This is a genomic window from Paenibacillus sp. JL3B1040 (assembly GCF_057063165.1).
Genome location: NZ_CM169317.1, coordinates 1669669 through 1685244, shown reverse-complemented (window position 1 = coordinate 1685244; position 15576 = coordinate 1669669). Strand labels below are relative to the sequence as shown.

The 15576-nt window shown below is 53.0% G+C and carries 18 protein-coding genes; 5 read left to right on the top strand and 13 right to left on the bottom strand.

Annotation, left to right across the window (positions count from 1 at the left end; genetic code table 11):
• Positions 1-27: 27 nt before the first annotated feature.
• On the bottom strand, positions 28-1371 hold the full coding sequence (locus tag ACZF99_RS07480; RefSeq protein WP_483610437.1) for a sensor histidine kinase: 1344 nt from the start codon (positions 1369-1371) through the stop codon (positions 28-30).
• A gap of 1 nt (position 1372) precedes the next feature.
• A complete protein-coding gene (locus ACZF99_RS07475; protein WP_483610435.1) occupies positions 1373-2062 on the bottom strand; it encodes a response regulator transcription factor in 690 nt (229 codons plus the stop codon).
• 166 nt (positions 2063-2228) lie between these two features.
• Here ACZF99_RS07475 and ACZF99_RS07470 point away from each other — a divergent pair, with 166 nt between their 5' ends.
• Complete coding sequence (locus ACZF99_RS07470) at positions 2229-3296, top strand: DJ-1/PfpI family protein (protein WP_483610434.1); 1068 nt, start codon at positions 2229-2231, stop codon at positions 3294-3296.
• Positions 3293-3925, top strand: coding sequence for a DUF2306 domain-containing protein (locus tag ACZF99_RS07465; protein WP_483610432.1), 633 nt, complete (start codon positions 3293-3295; stop codon positions 3923-3925). The genes ACZF99_RS07470 and ACZF99_RS07465 overlap by 4 nt, the downstream gene beginning before the upstream one ends.
• On the opposite strand, the gene ACZF99_RS07460 is transcribed toward ACZF99_RS07465, so the two are convergent.
• The 3 genes from ACZF99_RS07460 to ACZF99_RS07450 form a co-directional block, all read right to left on the bottom strand.
• Positions 3920-5005, bottom strand: a complete 1086-nt coding sequence (locus tag ACZF99_RS07460) for an AI-2E family transporter (RefSeq protein ID WP_483610430.1) — start codon at positions 5003-5005, stop codon at positions 3920-3922. The genes ACZF99_RS07465 and ACZF99_RS07460 overlap by 6 nt on opposite strands.
• Before the next feature lie 131 nt (positions 5006-5136).
• Complete coding sequence (locus ACZF99_RS07455) at positions 5137-5844, bottom strand: ABC transporter permease (RefSeq protein ID WP_483610428.1); 708 nt, start codon at positions 5842-5844, stop codon at positions 5137-5139.
• A gap of 8 nt (positions 5845-5852) precedes the next feature.
• Positions 5853-6248, bottom strand: coding sequence for a hypothetical protein (locus tag ACZF99_RS07450; protein ID WP_483610426.1), 396 nt, complete (start codon positions 6246-6248; stop codon positions 5853-5855).
• A gap of 120 nt (positions 6249-6368) precedes the next feature.
• Here ACZF99_RS07450 and ACZF99_RS07445 point away from each other — a divergent pair, with 120 nt between their 5' ends.
• From ACZF99_RS07445 to ACZF99_RS07435, 3 genes are all read left to right on the top strand, one after another.
• Entirely contained in the window at positions 6369-6971 is a 603-nt protein-coding gene (locus ACZF99_RS07445) for a TetR/AcrR family transcriptional regulator (RefSeq protein ID WP_483610424.1), read from the top strand.
• Positions 6972-6981: 10 nt separating this feature from the next.
• Positions 6982-7161, top strand: a complete 180-nt coding sequence (locus ACZF99_RS07440; protein ID WP_483610422.1) for a hypothetical protein — start codon at positions 6982-6984, stop codon at positions 7159-7161.
• Positions 7162-7357: 196 nt separating this feature from the next.
• A complete protein-coding gene (locus ACZF99_RS07435) occupies positions 7358-7801 on the top strand; it encodes a hypothetical protein (RefSeq protein WP_483610420.1) in 444 nt (147 codons plus the stop codon).
• Between the two features lie 361 nt (positions 7802-8162).
• Here ACZF99_RS07435 and ACZF99_RS07430 read toward each other — a convergent pair whose 3' ends face one another.
• The 8 genes from ACZF99_RS07430 to ACZF99_RS07395 all read right to left on the bottom strand — a co-directional run bounded on the left by ACZF99_RS07430 (position 8163) and on the right by ACZF99_RS07395 (position 15472).
• Complete coding sequence (locus ACZF99_RS07430; protein ID WP_483610418.1) at positions 8163-8732, bottom strand: manganese catalase family protein; 570 nt, start codon at positions 8730-8732, stop codon at positions 8163-8165.
• A gap of 24 nt (positions 8733-8756) precedes the next feature.
• Complete coding sequence (locus ACZF99_RS07425) at positions 8757-9035, bottom strand: spore coat protein CotJB (RefSeq protein ID WP_483610416.1); 279 nt, start codon at positions 9033-9035, stop codon at positions 8757-8759.
• 4 nt (positions 9036-9039) lie between these two features.
• Positions 9040-9258 carry a spore coat associated protein CotJA gene (locus ACZF99_RS07420; RefSeq protein WP_408635057.1) on the bottom strand — a complete coding sequence of 73 codons (219 nt, stop codon included), beginning with the start codon at positions 9256-9258 and terminating at the stop codon, positions 9040-9042.
• 194 nt (positions 9259-9452) lie between these two features.
• Positions 9453-10817 carry a hemolysin family protein gene (locus tag ACZF99_RS07415; protein WP_483610414.1) on the bottom strand — a complete coding sequence of 455 codons (1365 nt, stop codon included), beginning with the start codon at positions 10815-10817 and terminating at the stop codon, positions 9453-9455.
• Positions 10818-10850: 33 nt separating this feature from the next.
• Complete coding sequence (gene yfkAB / locus ACZF99_RS07410) at positions 10851-11978, bottom strand: radical SAM/CxCxxxxC motif protein YfkAB (RefSeq protein ID WP_483610412.1); 1128 nt, start codon at positions 11976-11978, stop codon at positions 10851-10853.
• A complete protein-coding gene (locus tag ACZF99_RS07405; protein ID WP_483610410.1) occupies positions 11962-13089 on the bottom strand; it encodes an HD-GYP domain-containing protein in 1128 nt (375 codons plus the stop codon). Before ACZF99_RS07405 ends, yfkAB begins: the two co-directional genes overlap by 17 nt.
• A gap of 85 nt (positions 13090-13174) precedes the next feature.
• Positions 13175-14002: an undecaprenyl-diphosphate phosphatase gene (locus ACZF99_RS07400; protein ID WP_483610408.1), complete on the bottom strand. Its 828-nt coding sequence runs from the start codon at positions 14000-14002 to the stop codon at positions 13175-13177.
• A 36-nt stretch (positions 14003-14038) separates the two neighbouring features.
• The gene (locus ACZF99_RS07395) at positions 14039-15472 is read right to left on the bottom strand and encodes a bifunctional metallophosphatase/5'-nucleotidase (protein WP_483610406.1); all 1434 of its coding nucleotides are present in this window, start codon (positions 15470-15472) and stop codon (positions 14039-14041) included.
• Positions 15473-15576: the final 104 nt, after the last annotated feature.

The window sequence follows — 15576 nt, the reverse complement described above, 5'->3', positions numbered from 1 at the left end:
GTTCCGGGGATCTTCATTCCCTAGCGTCTACTCATCAGATGGGGCGCTAGTTTTAACGGGAATCCAGCCTGCCAGTACCGCTCCGCCTTCCGCATGGTTGCTAGCGGCGAGTTCGCCTCCGTGTTGCCTTATGATTCTTTGCGAAATCGTCAAGCCTAACCCGCTGCCGCCGGTCGAACGGTTTCTCGAAGCTTCCCCTCGATAGAGAGGTTCAAAGACGTGCTTCAGCTCCTCTGCGGAGAACCCCGGTCCCGTATCACGGACCCCAAACCTTACTTTCCCGTCGTCTCTATGGCATTGAACGGTGATTTCCCCGCCGATGGGAGTATGTCTGACGGCATTTTCCAGAATGTTGTTCATCGCCCGTTCCAGCAGATGAGCATCTCCGCTAACCAGGGCATCGCCATCGGGATGGACGGAGAGGGCGATCTGTTTTTCTGCGGCCCGGGCCTTCAGGTTATCCGCTGACTTCCGCAATATGAGCCCAAGATCCAACGTCTTCTCGTGAAATTCCGTCTCTAAATATTCCAGCTTCGTATAGGTAAAGAGATCTTCCACCAACAGGTCCAATTGGGCCGACTTTTCTTTGCAAACCGCCAAATATTGAGCTACTTTCTCCGGCGACTTGGCGATCCCTTGCTCCAAGCCGTCCAAATACCCCCTTAAAGCAAACAGCGGAGTCCGCAAATCATGTGCAACCGCCGCAATCACGAATCGACGGCCCTCTTCCAGTTCCGCTTGTTTCCGGTGAGCCCGTTCAAGCCCCTTGACCATCGTGTCAAACCCGTCGCGCACCTCGGCGATTTCCGTGATCCTGGACCGGGGCAGCCTTACGTCCCAATCTCCCGATGCGATTTGCCTCGCCGCCGCGCTCATCTTCTCAAGCGGCTTCAACAGAAACCTGCGCATCTCCACGCCGATGATAAAGAAAGCCAGCAAGAGTCCGGCAACCGCTGAAATCGCCTGAACCGTATAGGATCTGGGCAACAACAGCGTAGCCCGGCCGACTAGGCGGCCGTCTTCGATGACGGAAAACCGTTCCGTGGAGAGCCGGGTGCTGCGGCGATCCGGGTTTGAAATGTAAATTTCTTGGCCCGCTGCGGATTCAATGGCCACATCCATCTTCGCTTTCCGGAGCTCGGTGTATAACCGATTTTGCCAATCGGGATCCCCCCACCGGTCCTTCTCCGTTTCGATCAAGCGAATGGCCTCCTGGATTTGATGTTGCAGGACTTCGCTTTGCGCTCCGCGATCGGCAAGGCTAAAGCTGCGGGTCTCCAGGTACTGGGCTCCGACAAAAAAGACCCACGGCAACAACGTAATCAGAACCAGGCACAACAAAGTAAACGCACGAATGCGAAGCGTCCTCATGTTATCCTCCTTCGAAGCGATAGCCTACGCCCCATACGTTGACCAGGTACTCGGGACGGTTCGGATCGGATTCGATTTTCTCGCGAAGCCGGCTCAGATGCACCCGGATCGTATGCCTGTCGCCCACCCCGTCCCAAAATTTGGCCAGCAGTTGCTCATAAGTAAACACCTGTCTCGGGTTTTGAGCGAATAATTGCAACAAATCAAATTCCTTCGGGGTCAAGACGACGTTGTTCCCGGCCACGGATACCTCTCTGGAGGAAAGGTTGATTTGCAGGCGCCCGTAATCCAACACGGTTCCGTTCGTTTCTTCCCGGCGGGAAGCGGAACGCCGCAATACGGCTTTAACCCTGGCGACAATCTCTCCGGGCGAAGCGGTTTTGACAATGTAATCGTCGCCGCCGAGCGTCAGTCCGCGGATCTTGTCCACATCCTCGCCGCGCGCGCTCAGGAACAGGATCGGAACGTCGCTCTCCGCCCGAATCCGGCGGCACAACTCAAACCCGTTTTCCCCGGGCATCATGAGGTCCAACACGATACAATCAATGGCACTCCCCTCAAACAAAGACCAAGCCTCAGCGGCGCAGCCAGCGGTGAACACCCGATAACGTTCGTTCTCCAAAAAGTCCCTTAACAATTCAACGATGCTTGGATCATCGTCCACAACGAGCACCGTAGTAAATCCGGCCATGAAAATCCCACCTCCCCCCCAGTTTATCATCTTTTCTGCGCGAATAGACGGGCCTTGATATTTTGTGAGGATTTGTTTATGGTTTTGTGACCTTTTTGCAGCTTGGTTTGAGATATTCGCTTGCTATGATTCAGTTAACATCATTTTTACTTCAGGAGGTGCAACGATGCTGCACGTACAAATCGTATTGTTTGATGGCTTTGATCTGTTGGATGCCATTGCTCCCTATGAGGTTTTCTACTCTGCCGCCCTGTTCGCTCCTAACTCGATCAACGTTGAATTCGTTACGGCGGAAGGACCAAGATCCGTACCCAGCGGTACCCATGGATTGCAAATCGAAGCCGGCGGCAAGCTGAACCCGGAACGGGCAGGGATCATTCTCGTACCCGGCGCTTCCGGCGACGTGAACGATCAAGAGGGCCCCGATTCGATCCCGGCGATCCTGGGCCGAGCCATGACGACGGAGATCACCCCCTTGATCGGAAAAGCGCTGGGGCAAAGCGACATCGTCGTGGCCACCGTATGCGGCGGTTCACTATTGCTCGCAATGGGCGGGTTAATCGAAGACAGGCCCGCGGTCACGAACCATCTGGGCATGGAATTCCTGGGAGCGACCGGCGCGATTCCCGTTCAGGCCCGCGTCGTGGATGACGGCAACCTGGTTTCCGGCGGCGGCGTCACCTCCGGCTTTGATGTCGCGCTATACTTGGTGGAACGCGAGCTTGGCCCTCGTATCGCGCATGAGGTGGAGCGGTTGTTCGAATTTGAACGGAGGGGGACGGTTTGGCGAAATGCGGGCATGGCCCCCGGTCGTCAGCAAACACGGCCGTTGGACGGATCAAGCCATGCAGCGGACGAGGGAACTCCTATAAGTCCCACCCCTTCTACCCCCCCGATCAAGCAGGCTTCCCTCTTCGACGGGGATTGGGATACGACCATTGCGACGCCTATAGGCAAGATGCAGGTAAAGCTCTCGATATCCATTCACGAGGGGATTGTCCAAGGCAAGGCCACTCAAGGCGACGAGACGGTCCCCTTCCTGAATCCCGTCCTGGACCCGGACGGTAACACACTGGCTTGGTCGCTTCGCATTTCGAAACCCCTGCGCTTGAATTTGAAATTCGAAGCGATCGCCGACGGGGACCAAATGACCGGCGTCGCCAAAGCCGGCATGCTGCCCGCATCCAAAGTATCGGGCCATCGGGTATCCGGCCCCGGGAGGACAACAATATGAAGCGAAGCGGGAACTTATACGGACTGTTGGTCGTCGTCAGCGGTTTATTTATCGTCTATGCCTTGGTGAAGAACTATGTGATCGACCCCGAGGCCGCAGCATTTTTAAGCCGCAAAACCGACCTAAGACGCGAGCTGAATCAGCCGGTTTGGTTAAATGTCATGTACGTTCACGTCGCGTTTGCCTGCATCGCCATGGCGGCGGGATTGCTCAACTTCTCCAACCAAATCTATAAAAGAAGCCGCAAGTTCCATCGTATCAATGGCTATGTTTATATCGTGTCCGTGCTTCTTGTCGTGCTGACTTCCGGATACATGGCGCCTTACGCCACCGGGGGCAGAGCAAGCGGTATGGGGTTTAATGCGCTGAATTTGATCTGGCTGTTCATTACCGCTACAGCTCTCGTTCAAATCAAAAAGAAACGGATCGCCCAGCACCGAAACTGGATGATCCGAAGTTACGCCTTTTGTTTCACGAATATGTTCATTCATCTGATCACTTCCCTGTTCCACCAGGGCTTTGGTCTCCTTTACGCAACCAGTTATACCCTCGGCGTCTACGGCTCCATCATCCTGCTGCTGATCCTTCCGGAGATCGTGATTCGCAGGATTGGTCATCTCCGTTCATAACGTTTCCCATTGGGATCTAAAGAATAGCTTGTAAAGCCGCTTCCAGGCGATTTTCATCACCATGTAGACCGGGATGACGACCAGCATGCCGATGATGCCGAACCAATTGCCGCTTCCCAAAACAAGCAGAATCGTCGTTACCGGATGGATGTCCAGCTTTTTCCCGAAAACATACGGAGAAATGAGATTATCCTGAATCTGCTGAGCCAGCAAAATGATGATCAGCGCCCAAATGCCGGTGGACGGAGACTGAATAAGACCCATGATCACAATGGGAATGGCGGAGATGATGGCTCCGAACAAGGGGATGAAATTCAGGATGACCGCAAACGTCGTCAGCAAAAGCGCATACGGCAGCCCGATGATCAGGAAACCGATAAACATGAGAACGCCCAAGGCTGCATTTACGATAACGCGGCCGATAATATAGTCGTTCAGCGCTTTGTCCATGTCCCTGGCGGCGCGGTACACTTCTTTCCGATAGCGGACGGGAGAGAGCTTGACCAGGCTGCGTTTGAAGCGGTGGCCTTCCTTGAGCATGTAATAGAGCAGAATCGGGAAGGTAAACAACACGATCGCGAATTGGGACAAGAATGAGACGAAGCCGCTGAGATAGTTCGTAAAGAAGGAAATCCCCTGGCTCAGGTACTCCGAGAAATTAGTTGCCAAGCCGGAATCCGCCGGGATAATGGCCGAGAGGAGCGGCGTTTCGCCCCATTCCTTCAGTTGCGCATCAAGCAGGTTCACGAATTGGGGAATGTTCTGCACTAAATTGAACAACTGGGTTTGCAGCAGCGGCCATACCCCGGCAATAAAGCCGATGGCCAAAATCGCCATGACGACATAAAGAATCAGGATCGCGAAAGTCCGCTTGATTTTATGGCTTTCCATGTACTGGACCACGGGACGGAGCAAATAGTAGAAAAAACCGGCCAACAGCAGCGGAATCAAGATGGCTCCGATCACGGCCTGCATAGGGAGGAAAAATGGCCTCACCAAGGAAAACACATAGACAATGGCCAGCAGAATCAAAACAAATTTCGCTCCGCGGGTCCATCTTTCCAGTAAATTCATTCTCATCAGCACCTAACCTTTTAAATTTCGGATATACGATGTCTCTATTATATCTTTGATTCGACCAGAAAATAAAATCGACCTAGGAGCAACACCACTCTTAGGTACGATCGAAAAGACGCGAATCTTTGTTTATGTTATCTTTGGTCCGCGTAACGCCACCACGCCAATGTACCGACAAGGCCGACAAGGCCGGTGACGCCGAGGATGATATAGCTTGCCAGAGTCAGGGAGGGAGCTCCGCTTCCCGGGGCCGTGAATTGCAGCGTCTGCAGCGTTGGGATCGCCCAAGGAACATAAGGGCCTAAGGCGCTGGCCCCAAGGATGAGCGCCAGAATTAAGGTCAGGAAGACAAAGCCGATCGGAGCCAACCAGCCGCGCGACCAGCAAGCTAACAGAGCGACCAACGTGCACAACAGCATATTATAAAGAGCCGTCAGGGCAAGTCCCCCGAAGCTTCCCCCGACCAGATCCCATGAAAAACCGGCCAATCCCGTCACGGCGCCCAAAGCCAGGGAATAAACAAACACGCTGAGCGTGATAAGCAAACAAGCTACCGTCACCGTCGCAAATTTGGCGAGGACTAAGCTGAAGCGGGATACGGGCAACGAAAGCATATCTTTTAAGGTACGATCCGCATATTCACGGCCAAATAACCAACTGGTGATAAAGCCAAAACCGACGCCCCCTAAAATCGTAAACCGATAGGCCGCTCCGCCGAAATAGGCTTGCCAGTCCGCATTGACCTTCGCTTCTTGCGAGATGATAAAAATGAGGAAAATCAGGGTTAACCAAGCAACCGGGGAACGGCGCAATTTATAGATTTCAACTCCGAACGCAGACATAAAGTGGTTCATTGGGACGCCCCTCCAATCCCGCCGATCGTTCTCAAAAAATAAGATTCCAAATCCTCCTCCTCAACCTTCAACAAGGTGGGCGGCAGATCGGCCTGAACCAGCAGCTTGGCAATCCGTTCGGGATGGCGGATCGCTTGTTCGCTAGTGACCTCAAGCGCCCCACTCTCGGACAGTTGAACGGTGTAGCCCGCATTCGCAAGCGCTGCTCTGGCCGCTTCTTGATGATGGGATTCCACCCAAAGATGTTTGCCTCGCAGACGGTCCAGCTCCGTAGCGCTCATTTCCTGGACCATCCGGCCTTGATGGATAATTCCGAACCGCGACACCATCTTGGACATCTCCTCCAGAATATGGCTGGAAATGAAGATCGTGAAGCCATGATTGCCGGCCAAATCTTGCGAAAATGCGGGTCATCATCCACGATTAATATTTTGTTCATACCAGCTTATCGTTCACAACCTCTCTATATAAAGTACAATTTGTACACTATAGATCTGTCGGGAGGTTTAACCATGGCTATCGAACGAAGAAGAGGAGAAAAATTGGAAGCGGCCATACTGGGGGCGGCCTATGACATCCTGTCGACGGCGGGATATGAACAGATGACTTTTCAAAACGTCGCCAAACAAGCGAAGACCAGCCGGACGGTCATCTACGGGCGTTACCACAGTCAGGCCGATCTCCTGTACGCCTTGGTCCAATACAAATTCACGCAGGCGCACGGCGGGAAAATGATCGATTGGGTTCAGGACAAGGGAGATTTGCGAGCCGATTTATTCGCAGTTTTAGAGTTATACCAGCAATTTTTGGATGCGGCGGGTCCGGAAATTACGAGCGCTATTATGTTTGAATTGAGCCGGAACAACGAACGATTTCGGGAGTTCTCGCTTCGAGGACAGGAGAGCAATTTCGAGATCATGCGAAAAATTGAGGGTTTCGCCAGACGGCGAGGGGAAATCCGACATGAATTTTCGGTGATGCAAATGAGTTTGCCATTCGATTTATTGCGGTTTGAGAACATGATGCGGGGCGGAAAGGTCACGAAGGAGTATCTGGAACAGTTGGTTGATGAAGTGCTGATGCCGATGTATACGAAGGAAAAGACCCGTCTATAAACCGGTCTTCGTGCGTTGGCTTATTCGGGAACAATACGATAATCTAGCCATCGATTTGATCTCCCACGACAATCATACGAACGCGATCTCCGAGTCCATGAACGAGTCGAACGAGGCGATCCATCGGCTTAGCGAACGGCGCCGTCTCGTGCAGGAGCTCACGGATCGAATGGCTCATTTTAAAATTTGAGTCAACCCGGGTTGGCGGATCGCCCCATGCCGGAGTTTTGTACGAAATATCGATCACTTCGCTCGGCGGACGGCTTCACGCCAGAGTTTTGTACGAAAAGTCGTACAAACTTTACTCCAGTACCGCCTGAACCCAGGATTTCAAACGAAATATCGTACAAAATGCCCGTGAAACGAGCGGACGAGGGGGATTTTGTATGAAATATCGTTCAAACTCGTTTGGCCGATTTGGAATGCTCAAAATATCTATAGCCCTGCTGTCGGCCAAAAAACCAGCAATATGTATTTTTCATATACATCAGGCTAATTTACAAAAAACTGTGGAGGTTATTACCTTGGGAATGTTTGGTTGCTTTGTTTTACTACTTTGTTTACTCTTTCAAGTACTATTCTTGCTGAGAAGCAATCACAAGCTTCGAGATTTATTTTTAACACTTGGGTTTCTATTTACACTGAATTCTGTACTACTTCTTTATGGTTATATTCAAACCATGCAAGGAGCAACTGAGATCAGTTACTTATATATTTTCTATTTGAATATGAATCAAGTTTTTCCGTTTTTCAAAGTCTCACTTGGATTAGCACTGGTAAGCTTCACCTTGTTTCTATTCAAAAAAATTCAAGAAGAGGAAGACAAGTAAAAATCCAGGCAAATAGGATTACGCACCTGTTTTTTCACCGGCTAAAAGATGCATACTTATTGGACACATGTGCACTAAAAATAGGAGTGATACGGAATGTAGCCGTCACTCCTATTTTTAAATTAAAGCATGGATCCATTCGCCGAATCGATTCTAATCTGCGAGGCGTTCGAGCACTTCTTGCATACTTTTAGCTGTTGCCCTGAACTGGTGTTCTTGACATACAACAGCTTGATTCGTGTGCTTCCGCACACCGGACACGTTCCGCGGCTGCGTGACGGCAGATGCCAGAGCGATTTGCCACGTTTATTTTTGGCCATTCCTTATCACCTTCAACGACAGAATGAGTTCATTTCAACAACTAGAAGAACTTCTTTTGTTCCCGATCCTCTTTCAGGATCTCCACCGCTTCGCGGAACCGCAAGCTGTGCACGATTTCGCGCTCCCGCAGGAACTTCAGGCCGTCCTGGATGTCGACGTCGTCGGTCATGTCGATCAGCCACTGGTATGTAGCCCGCGCCTTCTCCTCGGCCGCGATGTCTTCATACAGATCGGCGATCGGATCGCCTTTGGCCTGGATGTACGTCGCCGTCCAAGGCACCCCTGACGCGTTCTCGTAGAAGAGCGCCTTATCGTGGTTCACATAATAAGGGTCCATTCCGGCCGCCTTCAGCATCTCCGGTGTCGCGTCCTTTGTGAGTTTGTAGACCATCGTCGCGATCATTTCGAGATGGGCGAATTCCTCGGTTCCAATGTCGTTCAAGAGCCCGATTACCTTGTCGGGGATCGTATATCTCTGATTCAGATAGCGCAGTGCCGCCGCCAGTTCCCCGTCCGCGCCGCCGTATTGCTCGATCAGCAATTTGGCCATCCGCGGATCGCATTTGCTGACGCGAACCGGGTATTGCAGCTTTTTCTCATATACCCACATATCGGCTGAATTACCTCCTTTACTTTAAACCTGCCAAGGCCATGGGCTTTGCGACCATTCCCACGGGAATTTCGAATAAGCTCGACCAAAGTTTTGCAACGGGCCGTAAAGCTGTTGAAAATGGTTCGCAAGCTGCGTCCGTTCCTGGGTCAGCTGATTGAACTGCTGAATCGCCGCCAGATCATCCGGATGCGTATCGAGGTACAAATTCAGCTCTACCAGCGCAAAGTCAAGCGCCTGCAGCTTCTCAAGCATCTCGTAATACTCCTGATCGAACGGTTGCTTGTTGGGATCTGTCGTCATGGGATCACCGTCCTTTTCCCCATTTGGATTCATAAGGACTGTACAAAGCTGGCCATAACGTGCCGTGTCTTAGAGCGTCCATCGGGCTAAACTGCGGCAAATTCGGGGGTTGAAAGTGAATAAACAGCTGCGGAGGGGTGCTGTAGGTTTTGTGCGTAATCGGCGGACAGGGGTCGAACGGGCCAATAAACGGGGTCCACACACGTTCCTGCGGATGGCTCAAAGAAACTTCCTCCTTCTTAAAAACATGTTCATGCAGGCGAGATCGCCATATTTTCCCTGCATCCTACCAATAACATATGACAGTCGCCCAAATATTGAACCAAACGAATGCAAAATTCGCAAAAAAATAACGCCGTCCCCTGTTTCCAGGGGGCGACGTACACAGCCGGCCGACGGGGGCGGAGCTTGTCCGCCTTATTCCTCTTCAATTTCTTCTTCCGGCTCCTCAATGGCCAAGCGGATGGCCTTGACGCGCGTGATGCGCAAACGGCTGGCTTCTTCGACCTCGAATAAGAAGCGGTCGACCTGCTTTCTCTTACCTTTGGCCGGGCTTCCTTCCAGCTCCTTGAATAACCAGCCACCGATCGAGTCGACCTCTTCGTCTTCGATTTCGCTGCCGACGAGATCGTTGACCTCCTCAATAAGCAAACGACCATCGACCGAATAAACGCCATCGGCCAATTTCTCGATATCGGGCCGTTCATCCTCGAACTCGTCGTGCAAATCGCCGACGATCTCCTCGAGAATTTCTTCCGCCGTCAGCAAACCGGCTGTCCCGCCGTATTCGTCGACGACCAGCGTCAGCTGGGAGTGCTTCTTTTGCATCAGACGCAGCACCTGACTGATCTCCATCGACTCCGGCACGTTCAGGATCGGGCGAGCCATCTCCGCCAGTTCAAGCGGCTTCTCCGAATCGGGCAGCAACAGATCGGTGATATGGACGAAACCGATGATCTGGTCTTTATCCTCCACCGCCACCGGATAGCGGGAATGCTTCGTGTTTGCGACGATTTTCATATTGTCTTCCCAGCTCAGATTCGTGTACAAACAATCCATGTCCGTCCGCGGCAGCATCACCTCCCGCGCCAGCATGTCGGAGAATTCGAAAATATTGTCCATCAGCTTCATTTCGTCTTTATCGATAACGCCGCTTTTGGCGCTTTGATCCATCAGGATACGGATTTCTTCTTCGGAATGCGCCGCCTCGCCTTCGCCGGCCGGTTCGATGCCAATCAGCCGCAGCATAGCGTTCGCCGCCGAATTGAGCAGCCAAATGACCGGAAGAAACAGGCGGTAGAACATCAGCAGCGGCCACGAAAGCCATAGCGACGACTCCTCTGACTTTTGGATGGCCAGCGATTTAGGCGCTAACTCGCCCATCACGATATGCAAAAAGGTGATGATCGCAAAACCAACCGCCACCGAAACCGTTGAGATCAGCGTTGGGTCGGTCGCGCCCAGCTTGTGCATCAACGGTTCGATTAACAGCTCCGACACCGCCGGCTCCCCGACCCACCCTAGCCCCAATGAAGCGAGGGTAATGCCGAGCTGCGTCGCCGACAGGTAAGTATCCAAGCGCCGGTTGACCTTCAGGGCGTAGTTCGCCCGCCGATTGCCCTCCCGTGCCAGTTGGGTGAGCCGGGATTGGCGTACTTTGACAAGCGAGAACTCGGCAGCCACGAAGAACCCGTTCAAGAAAACAAGAATAAGGACGAGCAGCAGATTCCAGATCAGCTTGCCTATTTCAAATTCGGTATGACCATCAGGGGGTACAGGCATGTCATACGCCTCTTTCCTAATTTGTTTCTACCTCTATAAAGTAGCCGCTTTGCGCGTTTTAAAATCGGTATCTTGATAATACATGTCGGCGACCAACAAATTCGGGCCGCAGCAGCCGGCTGCATCGCAGTGGCAATTAACCTTCCGGTTCAACGGATGTTCCGTGACCCAACGTTCGAATATATCGTCCAGACGTCCTTCCCGCACATTCCCGAAAGCCGGAATCGCGGCAAAATCCGTCACATATACGTCCCCGGTAAACATATTCACATTGACGCGGTTGCGTCCGTCCGGATCGTTGCGCACCGTGACGTTCGGCTCCTTGCGCAAGCGCCGCAGCAACCGCAAATCCTCCTCGTCTCCGTTGCAAGCGAAAAACGGCAGGGTCCCGAACAGCATCCAGACCGATGGATCTCGCTCGTCCAGCAGCGAATGGATCGCCGTTCGCATATCGCTTAGAGCCAATACCGGCAAGCCTTCGGCAAAATCGGCCGCATACATCGGATGGACCTCATGCCTTTGGCATCCCATCTCTACGATCATCCGGTGAATCTCCGGAAGTTTCCGGTGCGTGCGGTAGTTGATCATCGATTCGGCGGAGATGAACATCCCCGCCTCGCTGAGCCTGCGCGTATTTTCAATCATCGTATCGTACATTTTGTAGGCAACCTCCGGCTTCACCGGATGCCCGCTGCGTGCGAATCCGATCTCGTGGAAATCGCGCTCGCTCGTATAGTTGAACGAGATATGCATGACGTCCAGATAAGGAAGCAACTGCTCGTAACGTTCGTAATCCAAAGTCAGATTGGAATTAATTTGCGAGCGGATCCCCCGCGCGGAAGCGTATTTCAGCAGCGGGATGATTTTCTCCTCTACGGTTTGGCGCCGGAACGTTGGCTCGCCGCCGGTAATACTGATCGTTTGCAAATGCTCGACTTCATCCAACGCCTTCAAAATCAGCGGCAGCGGCAGTTGCTCCGGTTCCTTCAGCACCAAGCTGTCTCCCACCGCGCAGTGTTCGCACCGCATATTGCACAGATTCGTTACCGTCAACTCGACGCTGGTCAATACGTGGCGTCCATGTTCACGCAGCGACAAAATCGGGTCCCACGGATCATAGCTTGGACTGATCCGCCTTTCTTCCCTATCCCAAGTTTTCATTTGATTCTCTCTCATCCGCTACCCCCGTTCCCATTCCGTCCACCTCCGTAATCACGATCGAGTGTCGGGAGGACAAATCTACTTCATAAGGCGACAGGAGATCCTGCCCCTGCGGATCCTTAAGGACCCGCACAATTGGCCGCTGCGGCATGTGACCGGGAATTTTCGACACCACGCCGATTTCGCCGGTGCTCAGTTTGACGGTCATCCCGATCGGATAAATGGCGACCCGCTCGCGGAACATCTCCAGTTTCGATTTCTCGTACCAATGCCCGCAGCCGGTATATAACACCTCGAGCGCCAAATGCGGCAGCAACGCCTTGCGGTAAACCCGATGCGTCGTCATGGCATCGTACGCGTCCGTAATGGCGATCCAACGGGCATATTCATGGATTTCGTTGCCTTGGATACCGCGAGGATATCCGCTGCCGTCCATTTTCTCATGATGCTGATACGCGCAATGTGCCGCCATTAACGGTATTCCCGGCTCGTCTTTCAGCATTTTAAAGCCCAGATCGGGATGCCGTTTGATCATTTCGTACTCCTCGTCCGTCAGCCGCGACGGTTTGTTGAGCAGTTCGAGGGGAAGCTTCGTTTTGCCGATATCATGCAGCAAGGCGCCAAGCCCCAGCACGGTCAGTTCGTCTTTCGTATACCCGTGAATCTGGCCCAGCAGCAGGGTATACACGCAGACGTTCAGCGAATGACGATACAGATAATGATCCATGCTGTTCATATTGAGCATCATAATCATGGCATCGTCGCGGGAAGTGAGGTCGTCCAGAATCGACTCGATCAGACCGGAGAACGTTTTGCCCAAGTAAGGATAGACCACATTCTTTACATTAGGTGCGGCCCATTTGCGGAAATTCGTCCGGATTTCGCTAAGCGCGCGGCGGCGTGTTTCTTCTTCTATCATTTCGGGAATGACCAGATCGTCCGTGCGAGGATCGGCCACGTAGACAAAATCGAGTCCGTGGGTTTGCAGCCTGCGGATGATCGCATCGGTTAATTCCGCATTTTCGGACAGCAGAATGATCCCGTCCTCATTATAAATCTTTTTTCCTAATTTCATTCCAGCCTGCAGCGAGGCGACTGGGATTAACCGCATGGCTTCCACTTCCGTCTCTGTTTAGGTTTCAATAAGTATCTGGAATCTGCGGTCGTTACTGAACACCACTTGCCTTTGAAGCGGGTCAACGCATGATAAAAATCCAGAATATAGCGGCCAAAATAAATCGATAATACGCAAAATGACGAAGCTGGATCTTCTGGATCAGCTTGAAAAACGCAAGTACGACCACATACGCAACAACAAAAGCGATCACAAATCCGATAAGGAAATACCCGATCGTATCCGACGTCAAATATCGGTAGGAGTCCAACATTTCATAGCCCGAAACCGCACACATGATCGGAATGGCGATCAGGAACGAGAAATCGGCGGACGCTTTGTAACTGGCACCGCTGAGCATCCCTCCGGCGATCGTTGAACCCGACCGGGAAAACCCGGGCCACAACACGGAGATGCACTGATACAAGCCGATCAGCAAGGCCTGCCTATATGTAAGCTGATCCATTTCCTGGGCGGTGACCGTCGCTTTGTTCTTATTAAACCATTCGGCGACGATCATGAATATGCCCCCGGCCACCAGCGCCCACAACACGGTCTGGGAACTGAACAGGCTTTTGATGAAATCTCGGAAGAAAAACCCGACACCCAGCGCCGGCACGATCCCCAATAAAATATGGACCAAATTGAGACGGCCTTTCGGGGCGTTCCGGTCGACCACCGTCACTTTTTGGCTCAAACCGAGCAGATTCGAAATCCGCTCCCGGTAGACCCAGGCCATCGCCAAAATGGCGCCCAGCTGAATGACGATTTCAAAGGTTTTCATTTCAGGCGATTGATCGTCGTATCCCATCAGCTTGGCCGTCAAAATCATGTGTCCCGTCGACGAGACGGGAATAAACTCGGTCAACCCTTCCACTACGGCGAGAATAATCGAGACAATGAGACTCATTCATTCCTCCTGATCGAGTGTGACTTTGCGCTACCATTATTCTACTTTTTTCCATCGGGATTGAAAACAGGTATCCACCGCGCCGACGGTTTGCAGCTCGAGGCGGAGCAGGTCGCGTAAAAACTCGGGGAGCATATAACGTTTCTCCGTCCCCCGCTTCAACCGTTCGTATCCGACGCCAAACGTAAACATATCCAGCGTACCGACGAGATAGGTTCGATCTTCCCGCAGCGGCTCGCCCGCCACGCTTGCCCGGACAATACGTTCGTAGCGAGGAGCCCCGGGGTCGTATTCGATCTCCAAGCCGTCGACGCATATGCTGCCGAGAACCTTGCCCCGAAAGCCGAATCCCATAATGGCCTTGCCCGTCTTCTCCTCAAGCAGCGATTCCTCCAGACTGGTCAAAATATCCCCGCCGGACACCCTCATCGTGCAGGGATTGATCGGTGAAGGACAGCGCTCATGCAGCATTCCCTCGCTGATTTCCCCAGCCGGCAGGCCCGCCAGCAGCTGTCCGCTGTTGATCAAGGAGAAGGAACTGCCGGTATGACGGCGAACCGCTTGGGCCAGCAGATTGCCAAACGGCGATTCGGCTTCGTACGACAGCGGCAGCTCCCGATCCGTCACGGCGACCGTGCGGTTCAACCGAAGCTTGGCGGCATCCCGCTGCGAGGCGATGGCCGTCTCCACCTGCGCCTGCTTCGGCCCCTCCGCGACGGGCAGGCATCCCCCGTCCATCGTAAATCGTCCGGTATCGGATTCGCGACGGACGACGACCTTCCCCAAGTAGTTGCCGAATTTCCCCGCCGCCGTGACCATCGTCGAACCGATTCGCAGCGGTTCCTCCAGCAAATGATGCGTGTGGCCGCCGATAATCAAGTCGATGCCCGGTACCGTCTCGGCCAACTGCCGATCCAGCGGCAGCCCCAAATGGGACATGACGATGACAAGATCCACCTCGTCCCGCAACCCGTCAACATCCCGTGCAATCGTATCCAGCGGGTTTAAGGATTCCAGGCCAAGCAGCTCATAAAACTCGGCGAAAGCGGCCGTCGCCGCCACCAAGCCAATCTTGAAGCCATCCTTTTGCACCACCAGCCGGCTTCGCATCCAGGCCGGAGGCCGCCCGGTTCGCATCTCCACGATGTTGCCGCAAATCACGCTGCCGTGCAGACCGGCGTAAGCCTGGCCCAGCAAATCCGGCGTAAAGGTCAGACCTTCATTATTGCCGATCGTCACGGCATCGTACCCCGTCAGATTAAGCACGTCCACATTCGCCTGCCCCAAGGTCCCTTCGGTCTCAATTGCCGCCCGGTCCATATGGTCGCCGATATCGAGAAGGAGCGTGGAAGCCGGCGCCTCGGCTCGCAATTCCTCAATCATAGCCGCGATGCGCCCCATCGTTTCGAAATGGCTGTGGATATCGTTGGTATATAGGATCGTTAACGTTTCCTGGTTCGTCTCCGGCATCAAGAACTGCCCCCTTGCCCTCTCAATCTATTCGGCCTATTCTAAATTTTAGAGTTCATTGTGTATTATATACCTTAAATTTGATCGTTGTCTTGTTATAATAT

Excerpts from the sequence above, each read along its gene's own strand:
- ACZF99_RS07480 (WP_483610437.1), bottom strand. The coding sequence starts at position 1,371 with ATGAGGACGCTTCGCATTCGTGCGTTTACTTTGTTGTGCCTGGTTCTG.
- ACZF99_RS07475 (WP_483610435.1), bottom strand. The coding sequence starts at position 2,062 with ATGGCCGGATTTACTACGGTGCTCGTTGTGGACGATGATCCAAGCATC.
- ACZF99_RS07470 (WP_483610434.1), top strand. The coding sequence starts at position 2,229 with ATGCTGCACGTACAAATCGTATTGTTTGATGGCTTTGATCTGTTGGAT.
- ACZF99_RS07465 (WP_483610432.1), top strand. The coding sequence starts at position 3,293 with ATGAAGCGAAGCGGGAACTTATACGGACTGTTGGTCGTCGTCAGCGGT.
- ACZF99_RS07460 (WP_483610430.1), bottom strand. The coding sequence starts at position 5,005 with ATGAGAATGAATTTACTGGAAAGATGGACCCGCGGAGCGAAATTTGTT.
- ACZF99_RS07455 (WP_483610428.1), bottom strand. The coding sequence starts at position 5,844 with ATGTCTGCGTTCGGAGTTGAAATCTATAAATTGCGCCGTTCCCCGGTT.
- ACZF99_RS07445 (WP_483610424.1), top strand. The coding sequence starts at position 6,369 with ATGGCTATCGAACGAAGAAGAGGAGAAAAATTGGAAGCGGCCATACTG.
- ACZF99_RS07435 (WP_483610420.1), top strand. The coding sequence starts at position 7,358 with ATGAAATATCGTTCAAACTCGTTTGGCCGATTTGGAATGCTCAAAATA.
- ACZF99_RS07430 (WP_483610418.1), bottom strand. The coding sequence starts at position 8,732 with ATGTGGGTATATGAGAAAAAGCTGCAATACCCGGTTCGCGTCAGCAAA.
- ACZF99_RS07425 (WP_483610416.1), bottom strand. The coding sequence starts at position 9,035 with ATGACGACAGATCCCAACAAGCAACCGTTCGATCAGGAGTATTACGAG.
- ACZF99_RS07415 (WP_483610414.1), bottom strand. The coding sequence starts at position 10,817 with ATGCCTGTACCCCCTGATGGTCATACCGAATTTGAAATAGGCAAGCTG.
- yfkAB (WP_483610412.1), bottom strand. The coding sequence starts at position 11,978 with ATGAAAACTTGGGATAGGGAAGAAAGGCGGATCAGTCCAAGCTATGAT.
- ACZF99_RS07405 (WP_483610410.1), bottom strand. The coding sequence starts at position 13,089 with ATGCGGTTAATCCCAGTCGCCTCGCTGCAGGCTGGAATGAAATTAGGA.
- ACZF99_RS07400 (WP_483610408.1), bottom strand. The coding sequence starts at position 14,002 with ATGAGTCTCATTGTCTCGATTATTCTCGCCGTAGTGGAAGGGTTGACC.
- ACZF99_RS07395 (WP_483610406.1), bottom strand. The coding sequence starts at position 15,472 with ATGCCGGAGACGAACCAGGAAACGTTAACGATCCTATATACCAACGAT.